General features: G+C 40.6%; 21 protein-coding genes and 1 pseudogene. 15 read left to right on the top strand and 7 right to left on the bottom strand.

All coding sequences use genetic code 11. The annotated features are described in order from the left end of the window. Positions 1-81: 81 nt before the first annotated feature. Positions 82-480, bottom strand: a pseudogene (locus tag MKI79_RS10665) (A1S_2505 family phage non-structural protein); the annotation flags it as partial. Between the two features lie 205 nt (positions 481-685). Here MKI79_RS10665 and uvrB point away from each other — a divergent pair. From uvrB to MKI79_RS10635, 6 genes are all read left to right on the top strand, one after another. After that, entirely contained in the window at positions 686-2,704 is a 2,019-nt protein-coding gene (uvrB, locus tag MKI79_RS10660; RefSeq protein ID WP_241573309.1) for an excinuclease ABC subunit UvrB, read from the top strand. Between the two features lie 181 nt (positions 2,705-2,885). After that, complete coding sequence (locus tag MKI79_RS10655; RefSeq protein WP_241573304.1) at positions 2,886-3,497, top strand: lipocalin family protein; 612 nt, start codon at positions 2,886-2,888, stop codon at positions 3,495-3,497. 208 nt (positions 3,498-3,705) lie between these two features. Next, positions 3,706-5,157: a glyceraldehyde-3-phosphate dehydrogenase gene (locus MKI79_RS10650; RefSeq protein ID WP_241573303.1), complete on the top strand. Its 1,452-nt coding sequence runs from the start codon at positions 3,706-3,708 to the stop codon at positions 5,155-5,157. Positions 5,158-5,442: 285 nt separating this feature from the next. After that, entirely contained in the window at positions 5,443-5,589 is a 147-nt protein-coding gene (locus tag MKI79_RS10645) for a hypothetical protein (protein ID WP_241573297.1), read from the top strand. After that, positions 5,573-5,851, top strand: coding sequence for a hypothetical protein (locus MKI79_RS10640; RefSeq protein WP_241573294.1), 279 nt, complete (start codon positions 5,573-5,575; stop codon positions 5,849-5,851). The genes MKI79_RS10645 and MKI79_RS10640 overlap by 17 nt, the downstream gene beginning before the upstream one ends. Positions 5,852-6,008: 157 nt before the next feature. Then, entirely contained in the window at positions 6,009-6,890 is an 882-nt protein-coding gene (locus tag MKI79_RS10635; RefSeq protein ID WP_241573291.1) for a DMT family transporter, read from the top strand. A 96-nt stretch (positions 6,891-6,986) separates the two neighbouring features. On the opposite strand, the gene MKI79_RS10630 is transcribed toward MKI79_RS10635, so the two are convergent. Beyond that, positions 6,987-7,340: a hypothetical protein gene (locus MKI79_RS10630; RefSeq protein WP_241573289.1), complete on the bottom strand. Its 354-nt coding sequence runs from the start codon at positions 7,338-7,340 to the stop codon at positions 6,987-6,989. A gap of 233 nt (positions 7,341-7,573) precedes the next feature. On the opposite strand from MKI79_RS10630, the gene MKI79_RS10625 reads away from it, so the two are divergent. From MKI79_RS10625 to MKI79_RS10615, 3 genes are all read left to right on the top strand, one after another. After that, on the top strand, positions 7,574-8,161 hold the full coding sequence (locus MKI79_RS10625; protein ID WP_241573282.1) for an IMPACT family protein: 588 nt from the start codon (positions 7,574-7,576) through the stop codon (positions 8,159-8,161). A 15-nt stretch (positions 8,162-8,176) separates the two neighbouring features. Further along, positions 8,177-8,803 (top strand): acyltransferase, encoded by a 627-nt coding sequence (locus tag MKI79_RS10620; RefSeq protein ID WP_241573280.1) that lies wholly within the window; start codon positions 8,177-8,179, stop codon positions 8,801-8,803. 174 nt (positions 8,804-8,977) lie between these two features. Next, positions 8,978-9,820: a universal stress protein gene (locus tag MKI79_RS10615; RefSeq protein WP_241573321.1), complete on the top strand. Its 843-nt coding sequence runs from the start codon at positions 8,978-8,980 to the stop codon at positions 9,818-9,820. Positions 9,821-10,078: 258 nt separating this feature from the next. Here MKI79_RS10615 and MKI79_RS10610 read toward each other — a convergent pair whose 3' ends face one another. Beyond that, positions 10,079-10,804 (bottom strand): O-methyltransferase, encoded by a 726-nt coding sequence (locus MKI79_RS10610; protein ID WP_241573276.1) that lies wholly within the window; start codon positions 10,802-10,804, stop codon positions 10,079-10,081. Between the two features lie 170 nt (positions 10,805-10,974). Further along, on the bottom strand, positions 10,975-11,586 hold the full coding sequence (locus MKI79_RS10605) for a superoxide dismutase (protein WP_241573273.1): 612 nt from the start codon (positions 11,584-11,586) through the stop codon (positions 10,975-10,977). Positions 11,587-11,734: 148 nt separating this feature from the next. Here MKI79_RS10605 and MKI79_RS10600 point away from each other — a divergent pair, with 148 nt between their 5' ends. From MKI79_RS10600 to MKI79_RS10590, 3 genes are all read left to right on the top strand, one after another. Then, positions 11,735-11,926 (top strand): hypothetical protein, encoded by a 192-nt coding sequence (locus MKI79_RS10600; protein WP_241573268.1) that lies wholly within the window; start codon positions 11,735-11,737, stop codon positions 11,924-11,926. Between the two features lie 91 nt (positions 11,927-12,017). Further along, entirely contained in the window at positions 12,018-12,563 is a 546-nt protein-coding gene (locus tag MKI79_RS10595) for an O-acetyl-ADP-ribose deacetylase (RefSeq protein ID WP_241573252.1), read from the top strand. A 44-nt stretch (positions 12,564-12,607) separates the two neighbouring features. Continuing rightward, entirely contained in the window at positions 12,608-13,624 is a 1,017-nt protein-coding gene (locus tag MKI79_RS10590; RefSeq protein ID WP_241573248.1) for a CobW family GTP-binding protein, read from the top strand. 37 nt (positions 13,625-13,661) lie between these two features. Here the strand turns inward: MKI79_RS10590 and MKI79_RS10585 are convergent, their stop codons facing one another. Beyond that, entirely contained in the window at positions 13,662-14,981 is a 1,320-nt protein-coding gene (locus tag MKI79_RS10585) for a hemolysin family protein (RefSeq protein ID WP_241573245.1), read from the bottom strand. Positions 14,982-15,158: 177 nt separating this feature from the next. Continuing rightward, on the bottom strand, positions 15,159-16,160 hold the full coding sequence (locus MKI79_RS10580) for a LysR family transcriptional regulator (RefSeq protein ID WP_241573243.1): 1,002 nt from the start codon (positions 16,158-16,160) through the stop codon (positions 15,159-15,161). A 503-nt stretch (positions 16,161-16,663) separates the two neighbouring features. Between MKI79_RS10580 and MKI79_RS10575 the strand changes: the two genes are divergently transcribed. Further along, entirely contained in the window at positions 16,664-18,262 is a 1,599-nt protein-coding gene (locus MKI79_RS10575) for an isocitrate lyase (protein WP_241573317.1), read from the top strand. 143 nt (positions 18,263-18,405) lie between these two features. Here the strand turns inward: MKI79_RS10575 and MKI79_RS10570 are convergent, their stop codons facing one another. Beyond that, positions 18,406-18,858, bottom strand: coding sequence for a copper resistance protein NlpE (locus MKI79_RS10570; protein ID WP_241573240.1), 453 nt, complete (start codon positions 18,856-18,858; stop codon positions 18,406-18,408). A 190-nt stretch (positions 18,859-19,048) separates the two neighbouring features. Here MKI79_RS10570 and MKI79_RS10565 point away from each other — a divergent pair, with 190 nt between their 5' ends. After that, positions 19,049-19,567, top strand: a complete 519-nt coding sequence (locus MKI79_RS10565; RefSeq protein ID WP_241573238.1) for a DUF3465 domain-containing protein — start codon at positions 19,049-19,051, stop codon at positions 19,565-19,567. A 118-nt stretch (positions 19,568-19,685) separates the two neighbouring features. Next, on the top strand, positions 19,686-20,090 hold the full coding sequence (locus MKI79_RS10560) for a hypothetical protein (protein ID WP_241573236.1): 405 nt from the start codon (positions 19,686-19,688) through the stop codon (positions 20,088-20,090). The last annotated feature ends 53 nt before the right edge of the window (positions 20,091-20,143 follow it).

The following is a 20,143-nucleotide window of genomic DNA, read 5'->3' as shown; positions in this document are numbered from 1 at the left end:
ATGGGATGAGTCCAGAAGCATTCGAGGCAGCTTCAAAATGAGGCTACTTCAATGTCTAGGATACTGGGAGCAGTCCAGTTACTGTTCCAAATACACCTTAAACCGCATCGGCAAAATCACATTTTCAGAAATGCCTTGAAACAGTGGTGCAATGTCTTTGGCATCATAGCCAACATGTCCACAGCCGACCGCTGTAATAAAGTAAGTTTGTCGTGGATGATTCTTTGTGTAGATTTTAAAGTCGTCGATGTAGTGCGCAATTTGATGAATCGGCATCGCTTGCTGATGTTCATTTTCTGTGGCGATGGCAAAACTCTGTCCCGCCCAGCCACGTCCAAAATGTGTCATTGCGCCAAAATGTTCATAAGCAGTTAGTGCTGCGCCACATTCATGTTTGCCTGCGAGATTACTACCAAAGACAAATAACGTGTCTTCAGGAAGTTGATAGATGTGTGTTTCATCATGATATTGATAGGGCATAGATGACTTCTAGTCTTGTTGAATTTCATAATCATTTTATCTTGCGTGTATCACACTGGTTGGTCAAGTCAAGATTGCGGATTTTACAAGTGTACTGTCAATTTTATTTCTTAATTTGCTATGCTTTAATTCTGCTAATCTAACCCCATAATAGTTGTCATTGTTTTATCCATTTTGATTTTTATCTTTATTCTTGGAGTGTCCTGTGAGTGAATCTCAAGCCTTTAAACTCGTCACCGATTTTGCCCCTGCGGGCGATCAGCCACAGGCGATCGAGCGATTGGTAGCAGGGCTTGAGCAAGGGCAGAAGAATCAATTGCTACTCGGTGTGACGGGTTCGGGGAAAACCTATACCATGGCGAATGTGATTGCACAAACGCAACGCCCGACCATCATCATGGCGCATAACAAGACTTTGGCGGCACAGCTCTACGGCGAGTTTAAAGCGTTTTTCCCGCACAATGCGGTGGAATATTTTGTCAGTTATTATGACTATTATCAGCCTGAAGCCTATGTGCCGTCGTCGGATACTTTTATCGAGAAAGATGCTTCGATCAACGATCACATTGACCAAATGCGACTCTCGGCGACACGTTCGCTGTTAGAGCGTCGTGATTCGATCATTATTGCCTCGGTGTCGGCGATTTATGGTTTGGGTGATCCTGAAGCTTATATGCAGATGTTGTTGCATGTGGTCGATGGCGACCAAGTCAATCGAGATGATCTCATTCGTCGTTTGGTGGCGATGCAATATAGTCGCAATGAGTTGGAATTTACCCGAGGCACTTATCGAATTCGTGGTGAGATTCTCGATGTGTTTCCTGCGGAATCGGAGCAGAATGCGATTCGCATTGAGCTGTTTGATGATGAAGTCGAATCCATCAAGTGGTTTGATCCATTGACTGGGAAAATGGTGCGCAAAGTACCACGAGTCACAATTTATCCAAAGAGTCATTATGTTACTCCAAGAGAAAACTTAGAGCGTGCAACGGGTACGATCAAAACCGAGCTAAAATCACAACTAGAATTTTTTAAAAACAACGACAAATTGGTCGAAGCACAGCGACTAGAGCAACGTACACGCTATGATTTAGAAATGATTCAACAGCTTGGCTATTGTAATGGTATTGAAAATTATTCACGGCATTTATCAGGGCGTGAAGCAGGCGCTGCACCGCCGACCTTGTTTGATTATGTGCCTGAAGATGGGTTGCTGATCATTGATGAATCACATGTGACCATTCCACAGATCGGTGCGATGTATAAAGGTGACCGTTCACGTAAAGAAAATTTGGTCAATTACGGCTTCCGTTTGCCGAGTGCTTTGGACAATCGTCCGATGAAATTTGAAGAATGGGAGCGCATTACGCCTGATACCATCTATGTGTCTGCGACACCAGCCAATTATGAATTGGAACAATCGGCACAAGTGGTCGAGCAGGTGGTGCGTCCAACAGGGTTGATTGACCCTGAGATTGAAATTCGTCCAGTGCTCACCCAAGTCGATGATGTCTTATCCGAAATTAACATTCGTAAAGAGCTCAATGAACGTGTACTCGTTACCACCTTGACCAAACGTATGGCGGAAGATTTGACCAGTTATCTCAAGGAATATGGCGTTAAAGTTGCCTATCTGCATTCGGACATTGATACCGTAGAGCGGGTGAAAATTATTCATGAACTGCGCACAGGGATTCACGATGTCTTAGTCGGGATTAACTTGCTACGTGAAGGTTTGGACATGCCTGAGGTGTCTTTGGTGGCAATTCTCGATGCGGATAAAGAGGGCTTCTTACGTTCTGAACGCTCACTGATTCAGACCATTGGTCGTGCCGCACGGAATATCAAAGGTAAAGCGATTCTCTATGCCGATCGCATTACTGATTCGATGCAAAAAGCCATTGATGAAACCACGCGTCGTCGTAACAAGCAAATCCAGTTTAATGAAGAACATGGCATCATTCCACGCAGTGCTAAACGTCAAGTGATTAAAGAGATTGATACTGGTGAGGTCTATGATGAAGATGCAGAGATTCAAGCACATTCATCGGAGAAAAAGCTTACTGACGATGAGCAACATCTCATTGCAGATCCAAAATTATTTTCTAAACACATTAATAAACTGGAAAAGGAAATGCTCAAAGCCTCAAAAGAGCTTCAATTTGAACAAGCTGCTCGACTGCGAGATGAAATCTTGCGCTTAAAAGCACAGTTGTTAAAATAGTTTTTAGAGAATTTGAAAATTAAGTTATTCATTTTATATAAATTTTTGTTCATTTTAATATGACAGAAATAAGACTTGGGAATTGTTCGACAATACCCTTGTCAAAAATAGGTGTTTTACTCTATATTTTGTAGCACAAATACGAAGACGAAAGTGTGCGAGTAGGGATTTTTACGTAAATATGAGTATCACAAGCCAAGAAAAACAATTCCGTGGAATTAAGATTGCAATCGGTGCTGCTGCCTTAGCAACTGTAGGTATCGGACGTATCGTATGGGGAATGATTCCGAAAAAAATGCAAGTGGCGAGCAATGTTGATTTGCATCGCTTTAGCGGGACATGGTTTGAGATTGCACGTAAGCCAGTGAGCCTTGAGCGCAAATCATTTCATCATATTACTTATGAATATCATGTCGTGGCGAAAAATAAGCTATCGACCAATCTACGTTATCAGACCAAAGAAGGGCGAGTGATTCAGCTCTCAGGTGAAGCGATCGTGAAAAATCCACCTGATAATAGCCAGTATCTTGTGAGTTACACACCGAAAGTCTTAAAAAAACCGAAAAAAACCAATTTTTGGATTATGCGTATTGATGAGGTGTATCAAGTCTGTTTAGTGGGTAATAAAAAGCGCACACGGCTATGGTTATTTTCACGCCAACCAACTCTAGATGCTTGTATTGTCGATGAGTATTTGGATTTTGCACGTGAGCAAGGTTTTGATACTGATAATATGATTTTTGTTGATCACAATCCGCAAGCGGTACCATCGAAGATTAAGATGCTTTCTTAGGGTCACTTGACATTTCACAGACCCTAATCTTACAGTTCAGAATTTGGCAGTTTATTGATCAACACCGAATAATTTTCAATTTTGATTTTAAAAATAATCATTTTACTTTAGAATGTGGGCATTTTTTAGAAACATTGTATTTTGGCAATGCAGATCGCAGGTCAAGCATTACAATAGTTTCACCTACCTTCACTAGAGGACGTCATCCGTGAGTAAAGACACTATCATCGCCCTACATCAAGAACATCAAGGTCGTTGGAAAAACCGCGAAGAAATTGCCGAGCGCATGATCGCTTTAATTGGTCAGTTATATCGTGAAAAAAATATTGTCACTTCTATCTATGCTCGCTCATTGGTGAATCGCTCTGTGATTCAAATTTTGAAAGCACACCGTCGTACTCGTATGATGGATGTTGAGCTTTCTGTTGTAGATACGATTCCACTACTTGAAGCTTTGGTCAAGATCGACAATATCGGTTCTGCGGAAGTGGATTTGGGTAAATTGGCGATTGAATACAAAGCACAAGGCGGTGACGTTGACGCATTTGTTGCCAATGCAGTGAAATCAATCGAAGATCAACCACAAACTTGCGAAACTAAAGACGTTGTATTGTATGGCTTTGGTCGTATCGGTCGTATCTTGGCACGTTTGATCATTGGTCAATCTGGTCTTGGTCGTGGCTTGAGCTTAAAAGCGATCGTTGTGCGTAAAACTGCTGATGGTGATTTGGAAAAGCGTGCATCGTTGCTACGCCGTGATTCGATTCACGGTTCATTTGCAGGGACGATCTCTGTGGATGAAGAAAACGAAGCGATCATTGCCAATGGTAACTTTATAAAAGTGATCTATGCGTCTAGCCCAAGCGAAATCGACTATACCGCTTATGGTATTAAAGATGCGCTATTGATCGACAACACAGGTAAATGGCGTGATGTTGATGGTTTGAGCCAACACTTACAATGCGCAGGTATTAACCGTGTTGTATTGACTGCACCTGGTAAAGGCGACATGAAAAATGTTGTATACGGCGTAAACCAAGCAGATATCTTAGATGAAGACAAAATTATCTCTGCAGCAAGCTGTACTACCAATGCCATTACACCTGTACTTAAAGTGATTGATGAAAAATACAAAGTGATCAATGGTCACGTTGAAACGGTTCACTCATTCACGAACGATCAAAACTTGATTGATAACTATCACAAGGCAGATCGTCGTGGTCGTGCTGCGACCTTGAACATGGTGATCACTGAAACTGGTGCAGCCAAAGCCGTTGCCAAAGCATTGCCACAGCTTAAAGGTAAATTGACTGGTAACTCAGTACGTGTACCAACGCCAAACGTATCACTTGCGATCTTGAACTTAACGCTTGAAAATCCTGCTGATCGTGACGAAGTGAACGAATATATTCGTCAAATCTCGATTGTATCGAATCTACAAGGTCAAATCGGCTTTACCAATTCTACTGAAGTGGTATCGAGTGATTTTATTGGTTCACGTACTGCGGGTGTATTTGATGCGCAAGCGACGATTTCATCTGGCAACCATTTGACTGCATATGTTTGGTATGACAATGAAGTTGGCTACAGCTGCCAAGTATTGCGTATCGCAGAGCAAATGTGTGATGTGAGTTACCCGAAAGTACCTGCTGAAAAATAATTCAAGTTCGCATTTTTCGGCACTTCATCGTTAATCTCGCTTGATGTACGGCAAGTACACCATCGCTCGATTGCCTCGAATGACCATTAAATGCTTTATTGAATAGGTTTTCATTCAGATTTAGCCCAGTCTTCGGACTGGGTTTTTTATTGATATAAGTTTCAACTTCATCAGCCATTCACATAATTTCACAAACAATTAGCATAACTTGTTCAAATTATTGCATTAGTGTAAAAAAATTTCCGTTAAAGTAAAGCCAAAGAAATTGCGATCAAGGATCTGGATTTGCAAGTTAAAAATTTATTTGGCGTATCTGTATTTATTATTTTGGCAACGATTCTCGGTGTTGCGCTTGCGATATTTGTATTTCGGCACTTTAGCATCTATGTTCTGTTTATAAAACCAAGCTGTAAAAATGTCCCTGCCGTTTGACCTCAAACGCCAATATACAGTGCCGTTGAAAATCTATTTCGATGGGGAAGTGTACTATGAGTTTGATGAACAATTAAATTTGCCAATTAATCATCAATTCCGAAATCAGCTGAATATTGATGATCCGATTACACTGAGTAAAATTGCACAGTTTAATGCCACGATGTATAACGAAGTTCGAGATACACAAGCAGATTTGCGCATGAATTTGGATATCCCATTACAAAATATTAAGCGTGAACCTGAGTATACCGAGCAGTGATTCAGAAATTATAAATATGAAAAATAAGAAAAAATTTGCAAAGATAATGGATTAATATAATGCAGTTGGTCGATGCGTCACTTAGACGATGATGTGTGGATTGATGTATACAGATATAGCGACTGACAAAGTAAATATTTAGATTGTGGGGGAGAAGATGGCGTGGATTGCTTTTACGGTCATGGCGGCGTTTATGCAGGCATGGCGCAATGCCTTTCAAAAGCAACTCAGTCATCATGTCGATGTCTACGGTGTTACCTTAGCTCGATTTATTTTTGCATGGCCTTTTGCGATTGCGTATCTATTTCTGCTTTATCAGCAAGCGCCTCAAATTGAAAGTGTAGATTTCACACCTCGATTTTGGATATACATTGTCATTGCAGGATTAAGTCAAATCTTAGCAACAGCTCTAATGGTGATGCTATTTAAACAAAAGAATTATGCGATCGGCGTTGGCTTGGCGAAGAGTGAAGCCATATTGGCAGCAATCATTGGTGTGCTGTTTTTGCAGGAATATCTCGATGGCTTTGGTTGGTTGGGGGTTTTGATTGGTGGTATTGCTGTTTTTCTACTGAGTAAGGGTACGGGGCAAATTAAACTGTCTTGGCAGACTTTAAGCATTGGTATCGGTAGTGGTTTGAGTTTTGCAATCACATCATTATTAGTACGTGAAGCGAGCTTAGAGCTTGGAAGTTTACCTTTTCTAATTCGAGCGGCGTGGGTGCTGTGTTTAGTGATTGGCTTTCAAGCGACGATAATGCTGATATTTTTAGGCATCTTTAACGTGCAGACTTTGCAGAAAATGTGGCTGAACAAATGTCTGACGTTTAAGGTAAGCATTTGCAGTTTTCTCGCTTCGTTAGGTTGGTTTAGTGCGATGAGTATTCAAAGCGTGGCATTGGTGAAGACGCTAGGGCAGATTGAGATTTTATTTAGTTTGGTGATTTCTGCATTTTTCTTTAAAGAGAAGTTGGCAAAAAGCGATCATTTGGGATTATTCTTAGTGGTTGTGGCGGCGATTTTGGTGATTTGGGTGTAGAACTGAAAATTCATTTGATCGACTTTAGATGTCGCTAAAAAATTGGGGACGGGTTGTCCCCAAATACATCAGAATTCATCTTGATGTTTACTGGTATTACTCATAATTATTCGCATCAGGTGCAATCAGCGCTTGACCTTGTTGCAATGCTTGCACAGATTTCGGGCTAAAGTGAAAAGTCACCGTATTACTCTCAGCATGGATTTTATAGCTCGAAATTAAACGATATTCAGGACTTTCCGTACCTACGTGATAATTGTCGGCGATATTGATAATTCCTTCCAAGTTACTCGTCGTTGACGCGAGGTCTTGATGGAATAAGCTAAAAATATCTTTAAGATCAATCGTCAACTCACTCAGCTCCCCAGCTTGTTGGATTTTATTGGTTAAGAAACCGACCAAAGTGTGTGATAAGAAAAAGTAATTCGGTTTATGCGCAAAGTGTGACATTGAGTTTTCCTTATTTGAATCAATCTGTCTTTTCAAATTAACAAAAAACAGTTCATAAAAAAGCAAAGTTTTGTATAAGTTCGATGCAGTTTGTTTTAAAAAGTGATCTGAAATCAACTCGCTAAGGTCGTGCAAATCAGTATGATTCGCAGCATCCACATTTTGCATAAAGCGTGTTGAATGGATATGATAGCGTCCATCTGTTCAGACAAATATTTGGTATCCCATCTTTCATGTACAGTATTAGCGCGATTATCGAAGCCAATTTGGAAGTGAAAAAAAGTCGCTTTCAAGCCTTTGCTGTGCCTGTAAGTTCTGAGCAAGCGGTAAAAGATTTTTTAGAGTCTTATCGAGATCACACCACGACGCATCAATGTTGGGCATGGAAAATTGGACATGATGTGCGCTTTAATGATGACGGTGAGCCATCGGGTACAGCAGGGCGTCCAATCCTTACTGTGATTGAAGGGCAGAATTTGACCAATGTATTGATTCTAGTCAATCGTTGGTATGGTGGTGTGAAGCTTGGTAAAGGCGGTTTGGTACGTGCCTATGGCGGTTGCGCAAGTCAGGCGATTCAGTTGGCTGAGCGAATAGAATTGATCGCCACGCAATCGGTGCAGTTGCATTGTGAGTTTGGTGAATTAGCAAAGATTGAATATGAACTTCAACAGTTAGAGATAGCTTTTCAGGCAGATTATTTAGCAGATGGTGTGTTGATAACTGCGGAAATGACTGATGATCAGATCGACGTGATTAATCCATTTTTGCAGAATCTCACTCGTGGACGAGAGCAGTTATCTATTCAAGATAACCTTTAAATTTTGAAGTCTAATATGACAGATTCCGATCCTTTATTAAAATACCGTGAACAGCATAAACATCGGCTGAATTATATGCCGTGGTTGTATTGGCGACTCAAAGATAAACATCTTGCGTGGGCGAAGTCATGGCAACAAGACTATCAAGATTATCTGCAAGAGATGGAAGATGTGGAAATTGGGGAAAATTGTTTTATTTCCCCATTGGCACATATTTTTGCAGAGCGTGGTCGTAAGATCAGTATTGGCAATAATAGCTTTGTCGCAGCCGATAGCGTACTGCACGGACCGTTGACGATTGGCACTGAAGTAGCAATAAATCATCACTGTACTTTAGACGGTGGTCGAGCAGGGATTCAGATTGCCGATCAGGCTCGGCTTGCTGCTTATACACATCTGTATGCCTTTAATCATGGGATGAAAATGGGTGCGCCAATCTATGATCAAGCCGTGAGCTCCAAAGGGATTTATATTGGTCGTGATGTGTGGATTGGTGCTGATGTGGGTATCGTTGATGGTGTACGAGTTGGCGATCATGCGGTAATTGGCATGAATAGTCAGGTGACGAAAGATGTTGCAGACTTTGCGATAGTTGCAGGTAATCCTGCACAAGTGATTGGCGATCGCCGAAATAAGAAGTAAAGCTCTTGAAAGCGAATATAAGAAGCTAAAAAGTAAATAAAATGAACGCAGTAAAAATTTTAGCACTCTGAAAAAAGTTACATAAAGTCTAAAAAAAAAGCACTACATGGCAAGATTTTGGCTTAGTATAAAAATAATTAACAATAAAAACCGAGGACTAATATGGGCAATGTGATAGGGCGAGTCGTCGCCTGTATTGATGCGTCACCATGCGTTAATGCCACCGCTGAAGCAGCTGTTTGGGTCGCTCAAAAGACTCAACGACCATTGGTTTTATTGCAAGTTTTGGACTATCGCCCAGCGAGCTATCATTTGGGTGAGATCAGTGGTGTGATTGGCTTTGAAAGTAACGCCATGCTCCTCAAAGAACTCACCGAGCTTGATGAGAAGCAGTTTGAACTTGCTCAGCAATATAGTGATGATTTACTGCAACACATCTCCAAACTGATTAAAAATAAATATGATATTGAAGCGACGATTATTCAGCGTCGTGGTGATTTTTTAGAACAAAGTTTTGATGAGCTACAACCTGAAGATATCGCTGTGATTGGCAAGATTGGAGAAAATGCTGCAGAAAAAAATAAGCCTGTAGGAAGTAATGTTGAAGGTTTAATTCGAGGGACGAAATCAACAGTATTTACCATAGGTGAGCAGTTTATACCGCCGAGCAGTTTTCTATTTGCCTATGAGCATTCTCAAGTCTGCCAAACCATGCTCAAACGTGTTGGGCAAAGTGAATTACTCAAAGATATGGAATGTCATATTGTTTATGTCGGCGATCAAAATGGGATCTTGGCACAGCCGACGGATTATCTAAAATACTCTGGACTGAATGTCACGAGCCAATATCTATACGGTGATATTGCCGAAAGTTTATTGGAATATCAGAAACAACATCAGCTGGGGATGATGATTATGGGTGCGTTTAGCCATAGCCGTATTCAACAATTCTTTGTGGGTAGTACCACCTTAAAAATTTTCCAAGAATCCGAAGTGGCGATGCTAGTTGCCCGCTAAAGGCTTTGCTAGTTGATCACTAAAAGATTTTCTATGACTCAATGTTGTATGTTTGATGTGGGTTCAATTTGCTTCGAAAAGTTAATCACAGTTATCCTCAAAATTTGTGGATAACTGTGCGTATAAAAGCTCACAGCCTTTGTCATAACAAGCTTTCAAGGGCTTTGTTTAAAAAATAACTAGCTGACCTATTTCTTATACAAGTTGCTGAAAATACAAACAATTTGAAATGATTTTGTCATAAGTTGATTATGCCTACTACTTCACAATTGCCATTGCAAACCCATCATAGCCTTTACAACCGACGGTTTGAATTGCAGTACATTCCGTGATTTGTGGGTGATTTTCTAATACTTGAAATAGCTCACGTAATCCCACAATACTTGGCTTTTGATTCTCAGGATCAATAATATCAGCAGCTCGAATCACATTGTCCATGATGATGATCGTCCCTGAACGAGAAAGCTTTAAACTCAGCTCTAAATATTCAGGATAGCTTTGTTTATCTGCATCGATAAAAATAAAGTCAAAGGCAGGCGTATCATCACTCAAGCTTTGCAAAACTTCACTTGCTCGCCCATGACGTGCATCAATGATATTCGACAATCCTGCATTTTCGATATTTTCTACGGCGAGGGCATGATGCGTATCACGATTTTCAATGGTGAGGATATAGCCATCTTCAGGCAACGCTTGCGCCATGACAATTGTGCTATAGGCGGCAAAGGTCCCAAACTCTAAAATACGCTTTGCACCATTCATTTTGATGAGCATGGTGAGCATCTTCGCTTGATTTGGCGCAATATGCAGATGGCTTGGATAGCCTTGACGTGCTGTATTTTCTAAAGTTTTTTCTAATATTGGATTGGTTTCAACGAGGTGGGCTTCGATATAGTCATCGACTGCTGTCCAGACCTGTTGTGTATTGAGATCGGTATCGTTATTGCTTGAAAGCCGAGAAATAGAAGATTGATTCGCACTCATAGGATAAAAAATTAATATTGTCAAAATATTGCGTTATTTTAACCGATTCTGCGTGTGGATTGCGTGAGAGATTTTTAGAATATCCAAAGCAAAAAACAGCCGATTAATGACTTAAACGGCTGTTTGATTTTTCTAAGTTTAAGCAATTAAGCTATTCCTAGAGTCAATCCTTATTTAGTTGCTTCCGCATAGCGACGGTTTACTTCGTCCCAGTTTACAACATTGAAGAATGCTGCGATGTAGTCTGGACGACGGTTTTGGTACTTCAAGTAGTAAGCATGTTCCCAAACGTCAAGACCAAGTACAGGCGTATTGCCATTCATCAATGGGCTGTCTTGGTTTGCAGAGCTTTCTACGATCAATTTTTTTTCAGGAGTAACAGACAACCAAGCCCAACCTGAACCAAAACGAGTCAACGCAGCTTTAATGAACGCTTCTTTGAACGCATCAAAGCTACCAAATGCACTGTCGATTTCACCAGCGATTGCGCCAGTAGGGTTGCCACCACCATTTGGTGACATTACTGTCCAAAACAGGCTGTGGTTTGCATGTCCGCCAGCGTTGTTGGTCACATTGCCTTTAAGTTCAGCAGGAACGTCATTTACACGTGCTACAAGCTCTTCAACAGAAAGCTTTTCCCACTCTGTGCCTGCGATGCCACCATTGATATTATTAATATAAGTTTGGTGATGTTTGGTATGGTGAATTTCCATCGTTGCGCTATCAATATGTGGTTCTAATGCGTCATAAGCATATGGTAATGCAGGTAATTCGAAAGCCATGAGAAATCCTTAATGAGTTACTGTAAGTACTGATAATATTTATCATATTTGTAGATTGTGCTCAAGCTAAGTTTGCACGCAAATACATGAATTTGTGTAATGATACGTGTACAATGTCACAGTCGATTTTCAACTTGTAAAGATTTCAATGAGCGATCAAAAAACACGTCCGTGGTTATTTATTTTATTGTTGTTGATAGCGGGATTGCTAAGCTGTGCAGGCGCTGTGCAACTTTACTATGACATGAGCAGTATTTTAGGTTATGCCTTACTGGGCGTTGGCTTGGGTGGGTTTATCGCAGGTATGGGTGAGTTTTTCTTTAATAAAGAAGAAAAGTAAAAAGAAAAGTAGATGATTTAATCTGATTTTCTTCAATGCAATGGATTCATTTTTTGCTACTCATTTTTGCCACGTATTTTAAGGAAAGCACATGCCAACAGTTGAAGTCATTCTCGGTGATATTACCAAGATGAGCGCAGATGCGATTGTCAATGCAGCCAATTCATCTTTGCTCGGTGGTGGTGGTGGTGTAGATGGTGCGATTCATCGTGCAGGTGGTGCGCAGATCCTTGAAGAATGCAAAATGATCAGAGCCGAGCAAGGCGGTTGTCGTACAGGGCATGCGGTAGTGACGATTGCAGGAAAATTATCCGCAAATTTTATTATTCATACGGTAGGACCGATCTGGCAAGGCGGTCAAAATCACGAAGAAAAACTACTTAAACAGTGCTATCACAACTGTTTAGACCAAGCCGAAAAACTGAAATGTGAACGGATTGCTTTTCCAAACATCAGCACAGGTGTCTACGGCTTTCCCAAAGAGCTTGCTGTGCAAAAAGTCTATGAGGTACTGCAATCACGTTTAAGTGGCTTAAAGCGTGTGCAATGTATTTTATTCGTTTGTTTTCATGAGCAAAACTTTAAGCTGTATCAAGAGGTGTTGAAACCGTTCATTGCTTCATCTGCAAGTGAATAGTCTATTCTAATTTGCCTTTGCAGGTAATCTTTAGAAGTTCTTATATGAATATCATCCAAGCCGTTCCCACACATATTATTACAGGCTTTCTCGGCGCAGGGAAAACCACAGTTTTACGCCATTTACTTACGCAAAAACCTAAAAATGAAGTATGGGCTGTGTTGATGAATGAATTCGGTGAGATCGGTGTCGATCAAACTTGGATTGCAGAACATCAAGGTATTGCGGTGAAAGAAGTACTCGGTGGCTGTCTGTGCTGTACTTCACAGCTTCCGATGCAGATTGCATTAGCACGGTTATTGTCAGAGTTTAAACCGACTAGATTGTTTATTGAGCCGACAGGGCTTGGACATCCTAAAGAATTAATTGATCAACTCAGTGAATCAAATTGGCAATCCAGCTTGAATATCCGTCAAGTCATCACTGTGATTGATGGTCATCGACTGCATGAGCAGCTTTGGCAAAAGCATGAGATTTTCCTGCAACAGCTTGATGTGGCAGATCTTGTACTGGTGTCGTGTCAATCAGAGATGAATGCTGATGATCAACTGCAACTCAAACAATTACAAGATAGTTATCAATTTCCACCTAAGCTATGGAAATTACTTGATCATGGGGAAATTTCACTTCAAGAAATTGATCAATCTCGCATTCCCAAGCAAATTAAAAAACAACCATTGCTGAGCCAACAGCTTTTAACACAAAACATGCCACGACTTAACGGAAGTGATTTCAGTGTACCAAAGACTTTGCCATATCATTATTCGAGTGAACAGCAAGGCTTTTTTGTGGCAGGGTGGCATATGCCAAAATCATGGCAGTTTGATACAGATGCGTTGATTCGGGTGTTGCAAGCCATTCAAGGTTTTGTGCGGATTAAAGCGAAGCTGCATACTACCGATGGTTGGATTGATATTAATGCTATCTCAACGAATTTTCAGGTCGATTTTGCTACTAAAGCTGCACTAGATAACCGTTTAGAGATCATTAGCGAAGTCGCACAAGATTGGTTGGCGATTGAGAAACAATTGTTATTGCTGAGTGGGCAAACGACACTTTAATTTTACGGAAAATAGTTGTTTTAAACCAATCTCAGTTTTAGTCTGCTTTCTGTTCCGAAGTTTTATCAAGCGTCATGCGAGTCACCAATAATTGGTCAATTTTATAGTGATCAATATCAACCACTTCGAATTTGTAACCTTCGTGTTCTACTGCATCAGCAGGGCGAGGAATCTTGCGCAGTTTATACATGATAAAACCTGCGATGGTTTCGTAGTTTTCCCACTCAGGAAAATCCTCGATAGATAAGGCATGTTTGACATCTTCAATTGGCGTTGTACCGTCGATGAGCCATGAGTTTTCATCACGTTTAATGATTTGCTGTTCTTCTTCCAGTGGCGCAACCCAATCGCCCATTACGGTGATCATAACGTCTGACAATGTAATGACACCGACCACACGAGCGTACTCATTAATGACCACGGCAAATTTCTCTTTAGTCGAGCGGAAACGGTCTAAAAGTTCAGAGAGCGTAAGTGCGTCAGGGATAATCAAGACATTACGAATCGTCGATTCATTGAGTTGAATAAACGATTGATTATTCATGATTTTGACCAAAATATCCTTGGTATCGACATAACCAATTACTTGATCAATATGCTCATTACAAACCAAAAATTTTGAATAAGGAAACTCTGCAATCTTCTGACGAATACTTTGCTCAGATTCTTTTAAAGTAAAAAATACCACATCTTCACGAGTGGTCATGCTTGATGGGACGGTACGTTCTTCGAGCTCAAATACATTTTCAATAAAATGATGCTCCTGTTGTAAGAGCACACCTGCTTGTGCACCTGCATCCATCACCGCCGAAATATCATCAAAAGTGATGTTGTCATCTCGTGTTGTATTGATTTTAAACAGTCTAAATAAAAGGTTCGCAATCGCATTAATAAACCATGCCAAAGGGCGACACACTTTGATAAATATGCTGATTGGATCAATCACACGAATGGCGATTTTTTCAGGGGCGATCATTGCCATACGCTTTGGCATCAGATCAGCAAATAAAATAAATAATGAAGTGACTAAGGTGAAAGAAAGTACAAAACCAATAGTATCAGCGCCTTGACCTTGATAAAAACGTGTTACGAGTTCAACAAAGTATGGACGAAAAGCGGCTTCACCCAAGATACCACCAAGAATCGCAATCGCATTTAATCCGATCTGCGATGCAGCAAAGAAGTCTGCGGAGTTGTCTTGTAATTTTAAAACCTTTAGAGCACGTTCATCGCCTGCTTCCGCAAGTAGTTTTAATTTGATTTTACGTGCACCCGCTAACGCAATTTCTGAAAGGGAAAGAAAGCCTGCCGCAGTGATGAGCATAAGAATGACAAGGACATTTTGAAATAAACTCACGGGGCACCTTTGCGATGAGAGGCTTTTAGATTCGTATTGATTTTTAGTGATATAGTTCAGCATTATATCGTATTTACGGTCAAAGCGGTATGTGAGTATCCGTTGTCAATCTGTGTCCATAAAAACAAAAAATCGCCAGTATGGACTGACGATTTAGCTTTATCTTTACTTTTTTAATCAGTAGTTTGAAAAAGGTTGTGACGGCGTATTGTTATTGGCAATAAATTCACGATGTTCTTCTTCGACCATCTGACGTGCGACAAACAAGATCAATTGGCGTAACCAACGATGCGCAGGGTGATGATGAAGTAACGGACACCATGCCATTTTTAGCTCAAACTCTGGAATATAAAATGGCGGATCTTTAATCGTTAATCGAGAATTATTGGCTTGTAAACGTGCAATACGTGTCGGTAAAGTCGCAATGAGATCAACATTTTGTGCAAGTAGCGCAGGCATTTGATAGTGGCGAGTAAACACTGAAATTTTACGTTTTTGACCAATTCGTTCTAAAGCTTGATCAATCCACCCAAGCCCAGCTTGTTTTTCAGGATTCACGCCAAAGCCAACGCCCATACCAGTCTTGGATACCCAAATGTGCTGTGCGTCCAAATATGTTTTTAGATTGAGGTGTGTATTGGCAGGATGTTTGTCATTCAGTAGACAGCTAAAACTATCACGCCAAACTAAGACTTGATGGAAACTTTGTGGAATCTCATTAAAACGGTTAATGGCAAGATCAACTTTACCTTGCTCCATATCTCGATAAGACACATCGCTTGGCGTAAGGAAGTCTAAAACGACATTTGGTGCTTCAGAACGTAATGCTTTAATAAGTCGTGGAACAAGCGTTGCTTCGGCATAGTCCGACGTCATAATGCGAAAGACACGGTTCGAAGTATATGGACGGAACTCGGTACGTGGCTCCAAAATCATCGACAGATCAGACAGCGCATCACGAATACGTGGTTGTAGTTCTAATGCACGTTCAGTCGGTGTCATACCTTCTGATGAACGAATCAATAATGGATCATTAAATAAAGTACGCAAACGGCGCAGAATATTACTCATTGCAGGTTGGGTAACGCCCAATTGCTCGGCAGCACGTGTCACATTTTTTTCACGTAATAATACGTCTAAATATATAAGTAAATTGAGATCGACACGCTCAAGATTCATTTAATAAATACCGACAATAACCTAGAGAAATTTTAGCGATTATGCCATAAAATATGACGTTTGTATGTCAATTTCGATGACGATATATCGAAACTTATTGAAAAAAGATTCGAGATTCCACCAAAAAAAGCAGAATATTTGCTATCGAAATGGTTGAATACATTTCTAAGGGGGAAATTTCGGCTTTTAGACATAAGTCGTAACAAGAATTTTTGGATAAAAAGAAACCTGATCATAAGAAATTATTCAAAAGCGATGTGAAATACTTATTGTAAAAGAATAGGTTGAGATTTAGCTTTTGCGCATCACATCAGGGATTACCTTCCATTTCTAAAATAAATAGTGAAAATCATCATAGGATATTGGATTAATCAAGGCACTCGGACTATCCTGTCACCCATTAATAAAGTCGCTCGAGTTTTATCCATTCGACTTAGCTTTCTGAGTGGATTGGGTGGAGCATGTGACTTCAATTGATACTCCTAATATGAATGCAGGAATAGATCATGACTTATCAATCAGCTTTAGAGCACGTACGTGCCGTTAAAGAAAAACTAGGTGGTACTTGGGGCGCGATTCGTCCTGAAGATGCTGCTCGTATGGCTGTTCAAAACCGTTTCAAAACTGGTTTGGACATTGCGAAATATACAGCAGCACTTATGCGTAAAGATATGGCTGAATACGATGCGGATAACAGCAAGTACACTCAATCATTAGGTTGCTGGCACGGTTTTATCGCGCAACAAAAAATGATCGCGAACAAAAAATACTTCGGTACTACTAGCAAGCGTTATATCTACCTTTCTGGTTGGATGGTTGCTGCACTTCGTTCAGAGTTCGGTCCACTTCCTGACCAATCTATGCACGAAAAAACCTCTGTACCAAAATTGATCGAAGAAATCTACACCTTCTTGCGTCAAGCTGATGCCAAAGAATTGAATGATTTGTTCCGTGCATTGCAAAAAGCTGAAGCTGCTGGCGATGCTGCAAAAGCAAAAGAAATCGAAGCACAAATCGACAACTTCGAAACTCACGTTGTACCAATCATTGCTGACATCGACGCTGGTTTCGGTAACGAAGAAGCGACTTATTTGTTGACCAAACAAATGATCGAAGCGGGTGCTGCTGCAATCCAAATCGAAAACCAAGTATCTGATGCGAAACAGTGTGGTCACCAAGCTGGTAAAGTGACTGTGCCACACGAAGACTTCTTGGCGAAAATCAATGCAGTACGTTATGCATTCTTAGAGCTTGGCGTTGACGACGGTGTCATCGTTGCACGTACTGACTCTGAAGGCGCTGACTTGACGCAAAAAATCCCAGTATCTAAAGAGAAAGGCGACTTGGCTTCTCAATATATCAGCTACTTGGATACCAAAGAAATCGACATCTCAGAAGCTGCTGATGACGAAATCCTAATCAAACGTGATGGTAAACTTCACCGTCCTACACGTCTTGCTTCTGGCTTGTATCAGTTCCGTGAAGGCACGCAACACGACCGCGTTGTCCTTGACTGTGTAACCAGCTTGCAAAACGGTGCAGACATGATCTGGATCGAAACTCCAACTCCAGACGTTGCTGCAATCAAAGCATTCGTTGATGGCGTGAAAGCACAAGTTCCAGATGCGAAACTTGTTTATAACAACTCTCCATCATTCAACTGGACGTTGAACTTCCGTCAACAAACTTATGACCGTTGGGCTTCAGAAGGTAAAGACGTATCTAGTTACGACCGTGCGAAGTTGATGAGTGCTGAATACGATGACTCTGAATTGTCTAAAGATGCTGATGAGAAAATCCGTACATTCCAAGCTGATGCTGCTCGTGAAGCGGGTGTATTCCACCACTTGATTACACTTCCTACTTACCACACAGCTGCATTGTCTACGCATGAGCTTGCTAAAGGTTACTTCGGTGAAGAAGGTATGTTGGCTTATGTTGCTGGCGTACAACGTAAAGAAATCCGTGGTGGTATCGCATGTGTTAAACACCAAGCAATGGCTGGTTCAGACATCGGTGATGATCACAAAGAGATCTTCTCTGGTGACAACGCGCTTAAAGCTGGCGGTACTGCAAACACTATGGGTCAATTCGGTGGTTAATACTCATTCATGAGTAATCACGAAGTTGATTTAAAAAAGAACTCGCTCAATTGAGCGAGTTTTTTTATTATAAAATCATTTGCAGCATAAAAAATCCCAAATGGCAAAACCATTTGGGATGGTGTCATTGAAAATGGAAAAAATTAGTTGGCTTCTTTTTTCAAGATATACATTTCTTCAAAATCACCTGTGATTTTCTCACCAAAGCTATCTAGTGCATAGAGTTGATTTTCGGCTACAAAGTATTTACGACCATCAGCCTTTTGATCTAAAACGATAATGGAAGAGTTGCTATTATCAAAATTAAACGAACCTTTCTCTACGAAATTCTGTCCTTTGCCTTGACCTTTGCCTAGATAGGTTTCGTTGATTTCGTAGGTTTTATTTTCATTGAGCTGTATTGCCGTTTCGATACCATTACAGTCAGCACAAGGTAAAGTCCCTGTATATTTGCCATGCCAATCGAGAGAGTTTTCAGCGGTATGTGCGGGGTCGGGATTCTGCGCACTTTGTTCGGTATTTGATTTATTTTCAGGCTTTGAACATGCAGTTAAAGCAAGGCTCGTGATTGCAAATGCAAGGATTAATTTTTTCATCTTCAATATTCAAAAAGTGTCGATATCGCATAATTTATTGCAATCTTTCCAAGATAGAAAGTAGAAATATGTGATTATTCACATTTTTATCAGATTTAGTGCGTTTATGAGGAATAATCTTCGGGTAATCCAAAGCATCAGTGATAAGATAATGTAATCAAATGGTTTTGTTTTACGGTTGGAGTAGAGTTTGAAAAATGCAAAAAACAAATTGAATGCAGGCGTGCTCACGGCGATTATCATTGCCATTTTTGCTGCTAATCAATTTTTTAATCAAGATGAAAAAACATCAAAACATGGCAATATCAAATCTGCCATAGAGCAAACGCCACAGGAAAATCGAGCTGATCAGTCAGAGGCTCAACAGCGATCAGAAGGGGCATCGACGATTCAAAACGCATACGATCAGCAATTAAATGACGTACAAGTGCAGGCAGTAGGTACGGTAGTTGCGGTACTTCCTGACGATAATAAAGGTTCACGCCATCAGCGGTTTATTCTCGATATTGGTAATGCGCAAACGGTGTTGGTTGCGCACAATATTGATCTTGCCCCTCGTATTGAAAATCTCGAAAAGGGCGATGATGTGGAGTTTTTTGGTGAATATGAATATAACCAAAAGGGTGGAGTGATTCATTGGACACATCATGATCCACAAGGTCAGCATGTAGGTGGTTGGCTAAAGCATAAAGGTGAAACTTATCAATAAAATGGAGCGTTAATTGATAGCGATGGATTGCTTCTCCTACCTTAAGCATGTTTTATATTTTGCCATTAGCTTTTTAACCGTTTTCATAGCATCGGTGGTAGTGGTTAAGGCTGAGAGTGTGCCTCAGTTTTTCGCACCGATTGCTACACAGCAGACAATATTACAAACAACATTTTCTGATTTAGAACCTTTATTGAATCACAATCCATTTTCAATTGATCAGACGTCACGTCACTACGGTGAAGATCAGCCGATGGTCGAAGAAAGTCGGTTAGATAATGCTTTTTATGAAGATCGAGATATACGCATATATAACAACACGTTATACAGCATGGACGAACTGAGCAATAAATATCGTCAAGCCCAAGCTAGCCAAGTCACGATGTCGGATTTATCCATTTCATTAGGTTATGGTATGGCGTTTAACCTGAATAAAAATCAGTCTGTAGGCTATGAATATATTTCTTCATTCCCGCATGATCGTGGGCAATCCATCCGTTTATTTTGGAAAGTTGTTTTTTAATTCTTTACGCGCATAACCGATAGAATAATTTGAAAAATGCGTTACAAAACATG

The organism is Acinetobacter sedimenti (assembly GCF_022601685.1).
Lineage (GTDB): Bacteria > Pseudomonadota > Gammaproteobacteria > Pseudomonadales > Moraxellaceae > Acinetobacter > Acinetobacter sedimenti.
Note: the sequence above shows the minus strand (reverse complement) of the source record. Positions and strands in the feature narration are given on the sequence as shown.